The following is a 15,168-nucleotide window of genomic DNA, read 5'->3' as shown; positions in this document are numbered from 1 at the left end:
CGAGAGCCATTCGCATGATTGATACCCACCCGATCTTGCACTGGGCGCTAACCGCTGGCCTGGTCCAATATTTCTCAGAGCAGCCACTCTACGAGTTCTGCAATGAACAGATCACTGACGTGTGCGAGCTGATCAATCAGTGCTGCATTCGCATCCAGACCGGCGACATTAGCAGCGACATGAGCAGCATGTGCATCCAGACAACGATGCATGAGGAGGCTATTTTTCAGTACGCCTCAACCGACAAAAAAAACCGTCTCGCTCATTGGGTTCGCCAATACAGCAAGTGTCATTCAGCCTCGGAACGCGAGGCATATGCAGCCTACGTCATGGCCTGCGCAGTAAAAGCGCTGAGCGCCTTAGCTGATTGGATGCGCTCCACCGAACAAGAGGCTTGGTCGCATGTTGCCGAGCCTCCGACGGATTGGCCGTGGGACCTTTATTGTCATGTCGTGGAAAGACAGGTCGATCCTAACGAACGTATTGAGGCATTGGACCAGTACGTGCTGTTTTTGGAGCCCATAACATCCCTACCCTGCTTGATCAGTGACGAGCTGACCCCAATCGCTTACAGGGCAATCGAGAACGCTATCCGCACTAAGGGGGGCATCATCAGCGGAATGGAGCGTAACGAAGAAATAGGCGCACGGGATACAGCAATCATTAGGCAAGGTCGACACTACGTGTCTAGCGGAATGTCACGGCGAAACGTGACCACGGCGGTTCACGCCTGGCTGGAACGGGAGGTGTCCAAACCACTCAAACAGCGCGCTGAGTGGGTGACAATGGAAACAGAAAAAGCGCTAACCCGCAAAAGCGTGGAGGGAATCCTCAAGCGCAATTTTGTGGTGTGACCGATATTTCAATTTCATTTCAAATGGAAGTGAACTGCTCACCGCCGACCAATTTCTAGACCATTGCTCTCGTTGTCCAAATCAATCGAGAGCAATACCTATGAACACCTCTGTCGCCGATTTTCCCCGCAATACTCCCGCCAACGCCGCCTCACTTTTTGATGCCGCTTCAACCTTAATCCGCATGCGGGAAGTGGAAAGCATCGTGGGGATGAAGCGTTCGACCATCTACAAACTGATGCAGCGCACCGACTGCGGCTTTCCGCAGCCCGTCAAACTGAGCAACAGCAACGCACGCGGCGCCCCTGTCGCCTGGGTCCTTTCCGAAGTTCAAGCGTGGGCGCGCAGCCGCATCGAGGCACGTGATCAGGTGGCTGCATGAGCCACAAGACTGCAAACAACGCTTTGATGCACCCCTTTTCCGTGTTGCGTCGGATCGGTTTCTCGTCTCGCGTCATGCAGCGTCTTGAACGCTACCGCAGCCAGCAGGACAGGCAAGGTCGCGTTGTCAGCGTGCTCAGCTGGGCCGACGGCACCTGGTGCGCCCTCTCCCTTCACTGCGAAAAGACCGGGGCCGTTGTCGTCGACGAAGGCCAGCAGGTCGACGCTTACGAAGACGCCCGCTCCATGCTCAGCGGCGGATTTCTTCCCCTTCTCTCCCTGCGCTGGGAAGCCCATGCCTGAAACGAAAACGCCTCCGGGGGCGATCCGGAGGCGTTGAGGTAAATCTACATGCACGAACAATTTATGCCGCACCTGAAAAAACCGCAAGCCATCAGCGCAGTTGCACTTTGGAAAAACGGACGTTACTCTCTGGGCATCGCTGCAAATTCAGCGATTGGGCTTGGCGGCCCATACAGTACAAGGCGCAACAGCGCCCCCATTACGATTGCAGGCGCTTTTTTTGTGCCCGCATTCCCGTGTTATGGCGGGTTGCGTAGGAGCACCCTCGGGTGCGCCGGTCTCCTTGTACGCCGGTCCGCCAATCCTGCGCAATCCGTCACCCTAATCTGCTTGGCGGCAGACGGTGGCGGTTCCTCAGTACAAGGAGCCTTCACAAATGCAACACGCCCTCAATCCGTCCAAAATTCGCGCCGCTGCACACCGTGCAATGGCTCTCGCCGCTTTACACGCCAACTCCAGCCTTGCTACACGTCTCTCCCGTTACAACGCTCACATGGCCAAAGCCCGCGCACTCGAAACCGCAGGCGGTGCCCAATGAACAACACTCTGAGTTGTGCCCTGCCTGAAGACCTGCTTTGCGTGAATCCAAAAGCAGAAGCCGGGGTACCCATCGACGCCATTACCTGCGCCATCGATCGTGCCGACTCAGTGCTGACGCTGCTTGAGGATCACTTCGAAAACGAATCCTCGCGCCTCGCCAATCACGTCATCGCTGCCGTCCTTTGGGACGTGCGCGGCACTCTCGGCCTGATCAAAACGCTGGCCATGCACGGCGATAACACCTCCACACCTGCTGTGCAAAAAGGCGGTGCGCTATGAGCACTTCCACCACACCGGGCCACGCCACTTTTTCTCGCGTCAACGCCACCGACCTGAAGCTGTTTCGAGTAAATGCCGGTGTGCCAGTTGAGGACGCGCTGGAGATGGTTTCGTTGCTTCAGCACCACGCGAACCAACTCAACCTCGACGCCGCTATGAGCGACCATGGCGAGCGTTTCAGTTGGCCAGCCCTGTACCTGGGCGAGATGGCCAAAGCGCTGATCGATGACATCAACGATGCACTGTTTCTGCCGAGGGCTGACGCATGAGCCAACGACAAAACAGCACCACTAAACGCCCGAGCTTCGCCGACGTGAAAGCCGCCGCGCTGAAAGACATTGATCGTGTCTTGTCGCACTGGCTACCTAACGGCAAACGCGTGGACGGCGGCAAGGAATACACCGCTCCGAACCCGACCCGCAGCGACAAACGCGCCGGCTCGCTCAAGGTCAATTTGAGCAAGGGCACCTGGGCCGACTTCGCCACCGGCGACAAGGGCGGCGACCTGATAGATCTGGTGCGCTATCTGGACGGCGGCACCGACGTCGAGGCGTGTAACAAGCTGGCTGAATGGCTGAACGTTGCGCCCGGCGCCTCAAAAACGCCGGCCGCACCGTGTAAGCCGAAGACGCCGACATGGAACGCCATTCAGCCAATCCCGGCCGAGGCCATGAACAAGTGCCCGGCCAAGCATCGCGATCACGGCGTGCCGTCCAAGGTGTGGATCTACCGTGACACCCTGGGTCAGCCCCTCATGGCGCTCTACCGCTTCGACCTCAGCCCGGATGAAGACGGCAAGCCGAAAAAGGTCTTTGCCCCACTTACGTGGTGTCAGCGCGCCGATAGCCAAACCAAACAATGGCGTTGGCAGGGCTTGCCGGATCCGCGCCCGTTGCTGCGCCTTGATGAACTGGCCCAGCGCGGTGACGCACCGGTGGTTCTGTGCGAAGGCGAGAAAGCCGCTGATGCCGCCGCCGAACTGCTGCCGGACTACGTGGCCACCTGCTGGCCGAACGGCTCCAACTCCTGGCACAAAGCCGACCTAACGCCGCTCAAGGGTCGCGACGTCCTGTTGTGGCCGGACAACGACGACAGCGGCAAGATCTGCATGGAAACCGTCGCAGAGATGCTGCGCGAGATCGGCGCCGCCTCGGTTCGGGTCATTACGCTGGAGGCGTTCAAACGCAAGCCGACGTTGAAGAACGACCGCGCCACCTTTGCCAACGGTGGTCAATGGGACGACGGCGACGATGCCGCCGATGCGCTCGCGAAAGGCTGGACCTCCAGCCACTTCGCAGAGCTGGAAAGCAGCGGTGAGCTGTTCGGCGTGATCGAGCAAATGCAGGTTGCTACTCCGGTAAAACCTGAGCCGGAACCGAAGCCTAAAGCAGCAACCAAGCGCCCTACCAAATCGAAAAACGACCTAATGCCGGGAGGCTTTCGCCTGACATCCGAAGGTGTGATCTATGCCGGTGACGATGGCGAAGCACGCCCAGTGTGTTCGCCTCTGGCGATACTCGCCCGTACACGTGACGAGAAGGGACACAACTGGGGCTTGCTGGTCGAATTCGATGATCCCGATGGCACCAAGAAGCGCTTGAACATCCCGGCGCGCACCATGACCGGTGACTTCGGCAAGGACGTGCTCGGGCCATTGGTAGACATGGGTTTGCGCCTCTCCGGCAGTCGTTCGGGACGCAACGCACGCAACGACCTGCAGAGTTACCTCGGCGGTTTCGACAGTACACAACGTGCGCGTCTGGTCACTCGTTTAGGCTGGCATGACAGCGCCTTTCTCCTGCCCGAGCAGCAGGTCGGCACGCACAGCGAGCACCTGCATTTCTACGAAGCGGGTGCGCAGCTTCCGCCGATCAGCGAAGCAGGCACACTGGAACAATGGCAGCAGCAGATCGGCGCACTGTGCATCGGTAACCACCGCTTGGCGTTTGTCATCGGTGTAGCTTTCGCCGGTCCGCTACTGCACATGCTCGGACATGAGTCGGGTGGCTTTCATCTGTACGGCGACAGCTCCGGCGGCAAGACCACTCACCTGCAAGTCGCCGCCTCGATCTATGGCGGTCCACGCTTGGTACGCTCATGGCGATCGACCGATAACGCGCTGGAATCTATCGCAGCAGCACATTCGGACGGCCTTCTGGTACTCGATGAAATCGGCATGTGCGATCCGCGCATCATCGGCGAGACGGTTTACATGCTCGGCAATGGCACCGGTAAAGCTCGCGCCAATGATCGAGGCCAAGCCGGCCGCCAGGTACAGGAGTGGCGTTTGCTGTTTCTGTCCACAGGCGAGAAGACCTTGGCGCAACACATGGCCGAAGCCAACAAGGAGCTGAAAGCCGGCATGGAGGTACGGATGCTCGCCGTTCCCGCGGATGCCAGCAAGGGTCTCGGCATGTTCGACACGCTCAACGGCTTTGAGGACGCCGCCGCCCTGTCCGACGCGTTGAAGGCGCGAGTGGCGAACTACTACGGCACGCCGCTCACCGCTTTCCTCACCGCACTGTGCGAGCCGGGCAAGCGTCACGGCTGGGCAGCGATCCTGCGCTGCACGCTGGAAGGTTTTATTGCCAAGTCGCTCCCAGCGTCCGCGAGTGGACAGGCACACCGTGCCGCTGCTCGCTTCGGCCTCGCCGCCGCAGCAGGCGAGCTGGCCACAGCAATGGGCATCACCGGCTGGCCGGACGGAACCGCTACCACTGCTGCTCGCGTATGCCTGAATGCTTGGCTAAACGAACGAGGCGGCGCCGGTAACTTCGAGGGTGATGCGATCTTGGCGCGCCTGCGCCAGGTCATCGAACGCTTCGGCGAAAGCCGCTTCACCCGCTGGGAATCGGCGGCGGCCAAGATTGACGAACACGGCCCGCGCACCATCGACCGTCTCGGCTTTCGCAAGACGCTGGAGCACGGCATGGGCGACACCATGCACACCACCAACACCTATTACGTGCTGCCCGAGGCGTGGCGCTCCGAGATCTTCCGGGGCATGAACATCAACGCCGTGAACAAGGAACTGCTGCAGCGCGGAGTGCTGGAACCGGCCAGCGACGGCAAAGCATCGAGCTTGGTCCGGTTGCCCGGCCTCGGCCCGCAACGCTGCTACATCGTGAAGACGATTCCGGGAACGGATGACCGCGAGGCTCGCGCTGCCTGAGGGCATCTCTGCTGATCGAGGTAGCGCCGGCTTATTCCCGGCCTCGCCAGCCGTCATTCAACCCAAACCCAATTTGAAGGAACCAGAGAGATGAACGAATTCCAAGCTTCTACCGAACAACATGAACTGCTGGCCAGCGAACTGGGTTGCAGCGAGACCATCTTACTTTCACTGCCGAATTCGGATAGCACTCACGCGGCCGCTAACTGCGAGAAGAAGCAACGGTTGATCGATGAGATCGACCAACTGACCACCCGCCGTGATAAATACCTGAGGGCGGCTGAAGAGCAATACGCCGAGATGGCACCGTTGGAAGCATTACTGGAGGGCGACGAAGAATTAGACACGAATCGTCTGCGTGAAGTCCGCAGTGAGTACAACACGCTGAAACTCCCATACGACTCCAATAAGCACCATGCCTGGATCTTGGATACTCAGATCACTCGACGCGAGCAACTGCTCAATCACGAAACCTTGATGGCCGGTTACACCGAATCGATGGCGAACTGGAAAGCCGACGAGCAAGAGCTCAACGAAAAACGCGAGAGCCTCAGCACCCGTTTGGAGCAGATCCAGCAGCAAGCAGTGGAAGACTTGGCCAAGGCCCGGCAAGCCGAAACCGATGCAGCCACCGCCTACGCACAGTCAGTGGCCTGGGGCGACACTGAGGGCGAAAAGAACGCCAATACAGACGCGCAAAAAGCTGCGAAAAACCTTGCGACTGCCATCGAGCACAATCGTCGCCAGCACCTAATCATCAACGCGCTGGAGCAGGAGTTGGTCATCGTCGACCAGCACATTGCCGAGGCGCAAAGAGAACACCTTGCCATCCAGAGAGCGGCATTGTTGCTGGCCGAAAAGGTACTGGAAGAGCAGTGGAACGAAAAAGCTCAAGGACTGATGGATATGGGCGCCAAACTGTGGGCTACCCAACGTTTGCTAGGTGACGATCAACTCAGCCTTAGAAGATTGGTGCTGCCTAAAGAAGGTGAAGGCTTCGACACATGGGGCAGTCGTGAACTCGCTGACCGCTCGTACAAGTTCACCGTAGAAGACATCTTCTCGCTGTAAGGCACTGAGCCACTGAAACAGCCTGCGCACGCGGGTTGTTTATAACTCCATCGGGACGAAGACCATGATCAAACAAATCCGAAGCAGCGCGAGCTGGAGCGACACCTTGAAAGCGCGCAAGGAGCACTTGACCGCTTTGCTAAATATTGTCGACATCAAATCCGGAAATACCACAACGGTCCAGGCACTCACCATCAATCTGATCAAGAATGAAATGAGCTATGTGGAAAGTAAATTGAAAGGCCGGTCATAACGCTGAACTTGTCAGCTGTCATACTATTCAGATGGATATCACAACACACACAAAAGGAAGACCCAATGTCCAAACTTGCCGAATACCGCCAGCTCGAAAAACACTTGGCCGAACAGCTCCAGGCACTGGAAGCACTGAAGGGCGATTCTGGCCTGAAGAAAGAAATTGAGTTCGAAAAGAAGCTGCGCGCGCTGCTGGACCAATATGGTTTTAGCCTAAAGCACATCGTGAATCTGCTTGACCCAGAGAGCACGAAGCATGGTCAAAAGCAGGTTGCAACCACTGGCACCCGCAAACCTCGTGCGCTGAAGGTATACAAGAACCCGCACACCGGTGAAGTGGTTGAAACAAAAGGTGGCAATCACAAAATGCTGAAAGAATGGAAGACCAAGCACGGTGGGGATGAAGTCGAAGGATGGCTGAGTAAATAGAATTAGGCTCGATGAAAAGGGCCTCTCCGGAGGTCCTTTCTAACGCTCTAAACTGAATATTTCATCGCAACACCAATCTAATTTCAACTTATAAAGAAACCCATCAAAATAAAATTACTAAACTCATATAACGTGAGGCCTATCTTCTGGCTTGGCGCAAAGGTGTGCACCTATTGGCATCGATAACAGCTTTGCACGCGCAGCGCGCGCATAAACAGCATCTGATCGAGTCGCACGCTTTAGCTGCTCTTGTAAACGATCAATGGCGGCAAGGTCATTATTACCCTCAATGAGCTCTAAAAGATTAAGATAGCTATCTTCGACCTCACGCATTACGCGCTTTCGGGCTGTGATTAGATTCCCCAAATTCAAACCATACAATTCAATGGTCCTGCTCACACGTAAGTTTTTTATCGCTCCAACACATACAGCACTGGGCACTGCTCGACCATCTTCTGGATTAATTTCAACTAGATCTACATCCACCGGCTTAGTGGGATCAAGTAAAACCGGCATCTCATCCGCAACACAACGATCCTCCCAACTGGCTACTTTGCTCCCATCGAGAAGCGGAAACCAACTTCCCTTGCCCACTGACTCATCAGTAAACTCATCCTTATTTACACTATTTGAGCGCCCGGCCGTATAACAAAAATTTTCCCATGAGAAAGCAAGCCAAGGATAACCCTCATCCTTGTCTTTATCATTTCTTCGTGCTTGTTTTTTTGGCCTAAAATGATCAACTGCAAAAAAAGACTGCGGATCATTGCTCTCCGAGTACCAACATTTGCCATAAGACATTTTTGCCAAATGCCGACTGAACGCGCGCCACACATGCGCTTTCTTCTCGATAAATTCTTTTCTCTCTAGCGGTTCTAATGCCTCAAGCTCCATCTGAGCACGCTCAGCAACTTTAAGAACCTTTTCAGGAATTAGGCCAGGATCACGCCTTACATATATCATGCCCGCCCCTCTTCGGCACCAGACAAGCGTTGGATCAAATCTTTCATCGCGTTATGCCGCGCTTCAATTTGAGTCGGAGTTAACGGTGGCCTGTCAGCATATCTGACATCGTGCCACGCCCGTAGAAATGCTTGATACAAGGGTTCTCTGTCCTCGAATAGAAAGCCAAGGCGCGCTAACTTGTCATTTATAGCGATCAATTCCAGTTCTTGCTCAACAGATTTTGCCATTAGATGCGTTAAAGCATTTCGCTCATCCACCAGACGCTGAGTTTCCACATCCAGACTAGACGGTAGGCCAAATATTTCCGTTAGCGTTGACGTGAACCCCATACCTTTCGGGTCAGCATAAGGTGCAGTAGCTGATACTTTGCCATCCTCACCAAGGCTAATAACCCGCACTTCATCTCGCGTGAGTGCGGATATCGTTAATGGATTATGCGATGTCAGAATAATGTGACACTTATCAACATCAGCAGCTATACCTGTCCAATCTTCAACTAATTTTAAATAACTGTATTGCCAATGTGGATTTAGATGAGTATCCGGCTCATCTAGTAAAAATAAAGCACGCTTACCTCTAGAAACACGAATCAACCCTAGAACCATAAGCAGCTGACGCTCACCGTCCGACAAGTCAGCAAAACCTACATCACCGCTCTCGTCACCATCACGTTTGACCCAGACCAACATTTCGCGAATCAGATCCGATATATCCATCGCCTCCAAAGCGTAGAACATATCCCGCTCACTTTTGAATGTACTTGCAAAACGTAACAGATGATCGAATGAAGGTAAAAAAGTCGCAAATTGCGACTCCGTTTGTAGCTTATCCCGATAGTCATCGATAGCGTTGCCTTCTAGCGCCAGGGGATGAAAAGCAACATCTTTGAATTGATGTGCTGTACGTCCTGCTGGGCCGGCCGCACCCCAAAAATTCTCCGGAAGACGATCGGCGTTTTTTTTTGACTTCGCAAACCAAGGCTCACGAAAATGCGCCAAAAGAGAATGAAAACCAGCAATTCCGAGCTTAGATGACAACTCTAATTTGAGCTTTGGATCAGGAAAAGCAAACAAAGCCATTAAAGCTAATACGCCATGTATAGGGCGACAATAAAACAATCGTCGAGCTTGCTGCGCTGCTTCGAACACCTCTAAACTATCTTCCAGCTTAATCGAATCATAGTATCTGCGTTGATGACTATCAAACAGTGACTCCAATCGTCGACTCCCGCCGGAATAATAACCAAATATCAAATCCGGAAACCATTCTTCTTTCCGTTTCTCAAACTCAGTACGTTTAACCTCTCTCCCATCGACGCATAGGGAAGGTTCGCCCGGCAAGTTACTTAAAGTAACTTTCGCCGGTTCGGTTGCCGACGCTTTAGGCAACTGAATACGGTAATCTACACGATATAAAAACCTTGGTTCTTGGCGCCGCAAATCTATCCATCGAAAAACTTGAGTTATCGCCTCAATCAAGTTTGATTTACCTGCACCATTTTGCCCTATGAGTACAGTAGTGAGACTTTTCTCATCAAAGTCTACCTCTAACTCTTTCAGATTCTTAAACCCATCTATATATACCTTATCCAGCCGCATGACCCGCCTCCAGCGATGTGTCATTATCCTTTACGTATCCCTGCGAGACTTCCCAAGCAAGCTGCTTGTAGAAGTCAGCAACTGATAGTTCAGCACTTTTAAATAGCACACCCACAGTCACAGGTTGAGCTAAGCCACGCAGAAGATTGGCAAGATAAGGTAAGCCTTTCACGTCATCATCTTGGCGTGTTTTGGTCATGACGGAAGTATCCTTTAAAGCTCGTGGAGCACGAGTGCTGCGTGGTACGCGGATCTTTGGCGTCGCCAATGAGCGACTACGATGAGCTTTTATATTATCTAGTAGCACGCTAGCAGGCTGTACATCAGGCTCTGGAGCAAGGAGCTCGCCTCGAAAGGCTTTTGCCAGAACCAATGATGATAGACGCTGCGCTTGATCTCGAGCAGCGGAACATTCGACTTCTAAACGATCAGCCATACGTAGAAGAGATTCAGCGCGCTCCACGATTTCGCGTTGCTCCTCTATCGAGGGTAGCGGGAAGCAAAAGGCTGCAAGCTTTTTCGCATTGATATTGGACTGACTAACCCCGTCCGATTTAACCTGCCAACAGTAATCGCGACCTGCGGTACTACCGAGGCAATAATTCAAAAACTCTGGAAGCAATAACGAAGAGCAGCGAACTCGGATCAGGTATCCGGCATAAATAGCTGGGCGCTCTCCCTGATAAACCGCAGTCTTTCCGACAAGTTCAGGACTGTTGGTTCTATTGAACAGTACATCCCCTTTTTTTAGCTCATATTTTTTTATCTCTTGCTCATCGGATGTAAAAACCAACCCAGACCAATCCAAGCGACCTGACTGAATATTACCCATGCGCAATACAGGTATCAAACCAACTTTTGCTGACTTAGCGGCGGAACCGTAGGAAAAGTTGCTTGCAACACTCTCCAGCGCTACTTTCTCCCATCTATCAATATCATCCCCCGCCTTTTCGATAAGCTTTCCCGAATACGCGGCATCTAGGACTGATTGCCTAAACCGCTTGATTAGGGAGGGGATCGCCGCAAACTGCGCGTTACACGACTCTACTCTTGCCATTAAAAGATCAAGATGGTCAGAAATCTTAACTTGTTCAACTGATGGAGCAATAGGAGCAAGGAATCCTCTCACATCTTTAGAGCGCACCGCAGGATATAATGCACCCTGAACTAGAGACGACAAAGACCCTATAAATTCCTCGGTTCTCGCTAAATAAGAAATCCATCGAGGATCTATACCGTGACATGGTCTTAGCACATCAAACCCAGTCGATGCAATCGCATCGTCAAGATGATCCGGCACTAACGCTACTGCGTTGAGATTAGGTCTAGTCATCGACACTAGAGTATCGCCGCTTTTAACGATCTTCCGGGCGCGACTCGGAGCATTAACGCCTAACATGTTTGTTGGAGAGGCAATTACCTTTCGTATGCGATCGATACTACTAATATCGATGTAGGTGAATTCTTCATCATCGGCAGGCACCCTTTGTTCAGGCGGCAACGTAACATCCCCCAAAGGAGCCTCACCCCACCCAATAGGAAGATCAATCATAGCTTAGCCCATTGAAAGTTCACCCGATTAGCCAACAGCGCGCTGTTTAACAAATCGTCATGATCGCTAGAGCAAAGTTCTTTGCAGCATTCAAATGCATCGAAAAGCAATCCCCTTACATTGCCCGCCCAACTTATAGCCATCAACACCAGCGACATCATATATCTTTCTCTGAACGCAAACGCTCTGACAAGTCAGCTTCAGATTCCAAAAAGATCTCATCAAGCGGCAAATCAGGATCTTCTCCGAGATCTACTAGCAACCCCTGCATTTCCGCAAGTGCATTGTTCAGCTTAATCAAAACCAATCGAGCCACTAAAGCGGGATCGTCATTTATATTGCCATTACCCTCGCCGGTCTCGTCTTTGAGCCAGCTTATGTCAAGGTTATCTTCACGTTGCGAAATCTGCTCCCGAGTAAATCGACGCCAGCACCCCATCTCACCAGTATCTACGCGTTTAGCCAGTGCAGGAGGGCGCCCATAAGGATCATCTCCGAATACGTCTTCAAACTTATCACGAACTATTTCAGGGGCAGCCGTATAGGGAGTTCTAAAATAATCACGAGTAAGGGGTGTGCGCTTACCAAACTGCGGCATATTGGCACGCATATCGTACACCCACAGTTCCTTTGTGTTCCCTTTCTCGCTCTCCCCCTTCGTAAAAAATAACACATTAGTCTTTACACCATGCGCATAGAAAATACCAGTAGGCAGGCGCAGTATGGTGTGCAGATTACATTTATCCATCAAATCACGACGGACATCCGTACCTACATTACTTTCAAAGAGCACATTGTCAGGCAATACTACTGCGGCTCGCCCACCAGGCCTAAGATTGGTATAAATATGTTGTAAAAATGCTAGCTGCTTATTACTAGTAGGATAGACAAGATCCTTTCTTGTTGGAAATCCCCCACCCTTTTTCGTGCCAAAGGGAGGATTAGAAAAAATCAGGGTGGCCGGTGGAAGCTGCATATAGTCATCACTAAGTGTATCGCCATATACAACTCCGCCATCAATGCCATGCAAAAGCATATTCATTAAGGCGAGACGATGAGTATCTTGCACTAGCTCCATACCATAGAAAGTTTCTTTGCTATATCGCTGCAACACATCCGAGTGCAAACTCTCGAAATCGAAATTCTGCCGTAAATAATTATTTGCGGCAATTAAAAAACCACATGTTCCCGCGGCTGGATCCTGGATGACGTCGTTGAGCTGAGGCTTCATTACCGCCACAATACTGTCAATTAGACAACGCGGAGTAAAATACTGACCTGCGCCACTTTTCTTTTCTGTAGCATTCCGCTCTAACAAATCCTCATATAAATCGCCTAAGTCATCTCGCTGAACGCTGTACCAGTCCAGTGCGTCAATATCTAACACCAACTTGCTTAGGGTCGATGGCTTAGTAATAACAGTATTAGCATTCGCGTAGATTTTTTGCACAGAGCCGCGCCCGTGCAGGCTGTAGTCCAGCAAAATTTCTTTGTAGATATCCAAGCGTTCGGACGGCAGGGCACTAATGAGGTCATCCCATCGGGCGCCAGCGATCTCCTCAATAGGAGCGCCTCTCTTCGGGCGCTTCCAAACCCTGAGCTGCCCTTCTTGCCCAGTCTCCTTCATCATTTTCAAGAAAAGGAGATAGGTCAGCTCACCTAGGTATTGGTGATAAGTGACACCATCGTCGCGTAAAACATGGCAGAGCGACCAGAGTTTGGCGCCGATGTCTTGGGCTGCGTGGGTATTGGTAGACATAAAGAGGAAATTTCAGAACCTTCAGTGGGCTGCCTTGGGAGGTTATCCCCAACATTTAGGGTAGCGGATTATCACACACGAGCACGCTGTTAGCATCCGGACATGGGGGGGGGAGCTCGCCTAAATCCATACACTTTCCAAGAACGCCTTCTTTTCGGAGGAGCTCAACGTTCGCTTATGTGTGTAAGAATCCACGGTGCAGCTCCAAATGGGCATTCGATGTAACACAGACTCCAGCAGTAACACCCTAGCATCCTGACCTTTCGTCGAGATGTAACGCGACTAAAAATCAATTAAATCAGATAGTTACAGAAAATTGTCACACGCGTAACACCAGTAACACCTACATATAGCTAGACATGGTAAGCATCATGCGCCCCTAAGACCCATGAGCATGGTAGCCATCAGCGGCGGATCATGCATGATCGCGAGACCTGCACAGACATCACCTGAAGTCCACTTAGCCCCGCCAGGTCGAGGGGGATGAGGATGAGTCGGTCCTACGGATTTACCACTAGTACGGTGTCGGCAACCCGCCAGACTTTGTTAGCGGGAGAGCTACCAGCTTAGTCAACTGCCTGTTCACCCGTGCATTTGCCCTACGAAATGAACGGTCTGTGATCACCTTTACCAATACGGTAACGATGTCCTTTTTTCTTCAAGATCCTTTCAATTTCAACGTTGAAATTTCAGTAAGCTGGAGTACCTCCTACTAACAAGATCCCGCGGGTTTCCGACCCCGTACCGTATGGAATCGCCCAGGGTCCCCAGCAGATTTTCTCCACAGAGTCTTACGCAATAGCTCACGTGCCTCGAAATTCTACCTTTGCCAACGTTTGCTCAAGCCCGTGATAGCAAGGCACGTAGGTGCGTGGTGATTCCGGTTATCCTCTTTCGCTGACCTAAACGCTGATAGGATCAATTGCATTTACAACTTGGCCGGCCGGTTCAACCGTACAGCTTCATATTCATAGGAGAGAAATGTGGAAGGAAGAAACTGGTTCCATGCTGCGGGCATTCTGTGGCCTCTACTTGTTGAAGCCGCATCCAGAAGGGAGACACCCACATACGGACAGCTGTCGCCTTCGGTGCAGACCAATCCGCTATCAATGCGTTGGGCACTCGACCCGATACAGAGATACTGCATCGAATCGGATCTACCTCCGCTCTCATCCATCGTTGTGGGAGCAAAATCAGGCCTTCCTGGTACCGGATTCATAGGGTGGGGACTGGATGATATCGATACGGCGCACCAGCTTGTTTTTGACTACGATTGGAGCCAAGTTCCCAATCCTTATGAAGCCTTTGGTGTTTCCGATACTCCGGACTCATTAGCTCAATCTCTCATTGAGCAACCCGAAAAACGCGAGGAGATCTATGCGAAGGTCAAAGTTCGTGGGATAGCGCAGACAATCTTCAAGCGAGCATTAGTACTAGCGTATGGACAACAGTGCGCGATGTGTCGGTTGAGTTTCTACCAAGCACTCGATGCCGCACACATCATCCCTTGGAGCCTAGCGACCCCAAGCCAACGCCTCGATCCACAGAATGGGATGCTGCTATGCACATCGCATCATCGGCTTTTCGATTGCGGATTCATAACTGTCACTCATGACGGTTTAATTCGATATTGCGACCCAGATATGACAGACGGCCACTACTCAACAGCCGACAAAAACATGACAGCTAGCCGGCATGGAAAGAAAGCACACTTACCGAGCGATCCCACTCTCCGCCCCAGTCGCGAAGCTCTTGAGCATCATTATCAACGGCACGGATGGTAATGCTGTGATCATGTGCTGCACTTTGGACCCAATCATCAGCTAACTGCCGGGGAGCACCGCTAGACTTACGCAACCCGATGGAAACGTATCGGAGCAAAGGTACCAGCCTTGATAACGCTGTATCCCCACTTGTATCCCTAAATGCATAATCCCCCTGCAAGCCACGTAATACATGGAACCCGACAGTCTCCCTCGGGCACCAACACAGAGAAAAAGGTCTTGCGA

General features: G+C 52.5%; 14 protein-coding genes. 10 read left to right on the top strand and 4 right to left on the bottom strand.

From position 1 onward, the window contains the following. Positions 1–14: 14 nt before the first annotated feature. The 9 genes from HU755_RS27545 to HU755_RS20080 all read left to right on the top strand — a co-directional run bounded on the left by HU755_RS27545 (position 15) and on the right by HU755_RS20080 (position 7,284). Complete coding sequence (locus HU755_RS27545; protein WP_238350015.1) at positions 15–854, top strand: hypothetical protein; 840 nt, start codon at positions 15–17, stop codon at positions 852–854. A gap of 100 nt (positions 855–954) precedes the next feature. Continuing rightward, positions 955–1,236: an AlpA family transcriptional regulator gene (locus HU755_RS20115; protein WP_186635825.1), complete on the top strand. Its 282-nt coding sequence runs from the start codon at positions 955–957 to the stop codon at positions 1,234–1,236. Continuing rightward, entirely contained in the window at positions 1,233–1,538 is a 306-nt protein-coding gene (locus tag HU755_RS20110) for a hypothetical protein (RefSeq protein WP_122711310.1), read from the top strand. The genes HU755_RS20115 and HU755_RS20110 overlap by 4 nt, the downstream gene beginning before the upstream one ends. 534 nt (positions 1,539–2,072) lie before the next feature. Continuing rightward, complete coding sequence (locus HU755_RS20105; RefSeq protein ID WP_186635823.1) at positions 2,073–2,357, top strand: hypothetical protein; 285 nt, start codon at positions 2,073–2,075, stop codon at positions 2,355–2,357. Further along, positions 2,354–2,626 carry a DUF3077 domain-containing protein gene (locus HU755_RS20100; RefSeq protein ID WP_127929668.1) on the top strand — a complete coding sequence of 91 codons (273 nt, stop codon included), beginning with the start codon at positions 2,354–2,356 and terminating at the stop codon, positions 2,624–2,626. Before HU755_RS20105 ends, HU755_RS20100 begins: the two co-directional genes overlap by 4 nt. After that, positions 2,623–5,529, top strand: a complete 2,907-nt coding sequence (locus HU755_RS20095; protein WP_186635820.1) for a DUF927 domain-containing protein — start codon at positions 2,623–2,625, stop codon at positions 5,527–5,529. The genes HU755_RS20100 and HU755_RS20095 overlap by 4 nt, the downstream gene beginning before the upstream one ends. A gap of 90 nt (positions 5,530–5,619) precedes the next feature. Next, the gene (locus HU755_RS20090; RefSeq protein WP_238350014.1) at positions 5,620–6,600 is read left to right on the top strand and encodes a chromosome segregation protein SMC; all 981 of its coding nucleotides are present in this window, start codon (positions 5,620–5,622) and stop codon (positions 6,598–6,600) included. A 64-nt stretch (positions 6,601–6,664) separates the two neighbouring features. Then, a complete protein-coding gene (locus tag HU755_RS20085; RefSeq protein ID WP_186635817.1) occupies positions 6,665–6,853 on the top strand; it encodes a hypothetical protein in 189 nt (62 codons plus the stop codon). Positions 6,854–6,918: 65 nt separating this feature from the next. Further along, positions 6,919–7,284, top strand: a complete 366-nt coding sequence (locus HU755_RS20080; protein WP_186635814.1) for a histone-like nucleoid-structuring protein, MvaT/MvaU family — start codon at positions 6,919–6,921, stop codon at positions 7,282–7,284. Positions 7,285–7,407: 123 nt separating this feature from the next. Here the strand turns inward: HU755_RS20080 and HU755_RS20075 are convergent, their stop codons facing one another. The 4 genes from HU755_RS20075 to HU755_RS20060 form a co-directional block, all read right to left on the bottom strand. Beyond that, the gene (locus HU755_RS20075) at positions 7,408–8,247 is read right to left on the bottom strand and encodes a hypothetical protein (protein ID WP_186635811.1); all 840 of its coding nucleotides are present in this window, start codon (positions 8,245–8,247) and stop codon (positions 7,408–7,410) included. Then, a complete protein-coding gene (locus HU755_RS20070; RefSeq protein WP_186635808.1) occupies positions 8,244–9,848 on the bottom strand; it encodes an AAA family ATPase in 1,605 nt (534 codons plus the stop codon). Before HU755_RS20070 ends, HU755_RS20075 begins: the two co-directional genes overlap by 4 nt. Beyond that, entirely contained in the window at positions 9,835–11,400 is a 1,566-nt protein-coding gene (locus tag HU755_RS20065; RefSeq protein WP_202885364.1) for a restriction endonuclease subunit S, read from the bottom strand. Before HU755_RS20065 ends, HU755_RS20070 begins: the two co-directional genes overlap by 14 nt. Before the next feature lie 157 nt (positions 11,401–11,557). After that, positions 11,558–13,159 (bottom strand): N-6 DNA methylase, encoded by a 1,602-nt coding sequence (locus tag HU755_RS20060; RefSeq protein WP_186635805.1) that lies wholly within the window; start codon positions 13,157–13,159, stop codon positions 11,558–11,560. Between the two features lie 983 nt (positions 13,160–14,142). On the opposite strand from HU755_RS20060, the gene HU755_RS20055 reads away from it, so the two are divergent. After that, positions 14,143–14,943, top strand: a complete 801-nt coding sequence (locus HU755_RS20055; RefSeq protein ID WP_346655440.1) for an HNH endonuclease signature motif containing protein — start codon at positions 14,143–14,145, stop codon at positions 14,941–14,943. The last annotated feature ends 225 nt before the right edge of the window (positions 14,944–15,168 follow it).

Source organism: Pseudomonas sp. SWRI111, assembly GCF_014268555.1.
In the GTDB taxonomy this organism is placed as follows: domain Bacteria; phylum Pseudomonadota; class Gammaproteobacteria; order Pseudomonadales; family Pseudomonadaceae; genus Aquipseudomonas; species Aquipseudomonas hamedanensis.
Note: the sequence above shows the minus strand (reverse complement) of the source record. Positions and strands in the feature narration are given on the sequence as shown.

Bases quoted from the DNA above. Each gene is read 5' to 3' on its own strand.
- HU755_RS27545 (WP_238350015.1), top strand. From the start codon at position 15: ATGATTGATACCCACCCGATCTTGCACTGGGCGCTAACCGCTGGCCTG.
- HU755_RS20115 (WP_186635825.1), top strand. From the start codon at position 955: ATGAACACCTCTGTCGCCGATTTTCCCCGCAATACTCCCGCCAACGCC.
- HU755_RS20110 (WP_122711310.1), top strand. From the start codon at position 1,233: ATGAGCCACAAGACTGCAAACAACGCTTTGATGCACCCCTTTTCCGTG.
- HU755_RS20105 (WP_186635823.1), top strand. From the start codon at position 2,073: ATGAACAACACTCTGAGTTGTGCCCTGCCTGAAGACCTGCTTTGCGTG.
- HU755_RS20100 (WP_127929668.1), top strand. From the start codon at position 2,354: ATGAGCACTTCCACCACACCGGGCCACGCCACTTTTTCTCGCGTCAAC.
- HU755_RS20095 (WP_186635820.1), top strand. From the start codon at position 2,623: ATGAGCCAACGACAAAACAGCACCACTAAACGCCCGAGCTTCGCCGAC.
- HU755_RS20090 (WP_238350014.1), top strand. From the start codon at position 5,620: ATGAACGAATTCCAAGCTTCTACCGAACAACATGAACTGCTGGCCAGC.
- HU755_RS20085 (WP_186635817.1), top strand. From the start codon at position 6,665: ATGATCAAACAAATCCGAAGCAGCGCGAGCTGGAGCGACACCTTGAAA.
- HU755_RS20080 (WP_186635814.1), top strand. From the start codon at position 6,919: ATGTCCAAACTTGCCGAATACCGCCAGCTCGAAAAACACTTGGCCGAA.
- HU755_RS20075 (WP_186635811.1), bottom strand. From the start codon at position 8,247: ATGATATATGTAAGGCGTGATCCTGGCCTAATTCCTGAAAAGGTTCTT.
- HU755_RS20070 (WP_186635808.1), bottom strand. From the start codon at position 9,848: ATGCGGCTGGATAAGGTATATATAGATGGGTTTAAGAATCTGAAAGAG.
- HU755_RS20065 (WP_202885364.1), bottom strand. From the start codon at position 11,400: ATGATTGATCTTCCTATTGGGTGGGGTGAGGCTCCTTTGGGGGATGTT.
- HU755_RS20060 (WP_186635805.1), bottom strand. From the start codon at position 13,159: ATGTCTACCAATACCCACGCAGCCCAAGACATCGGCGCCAAACTCTGG.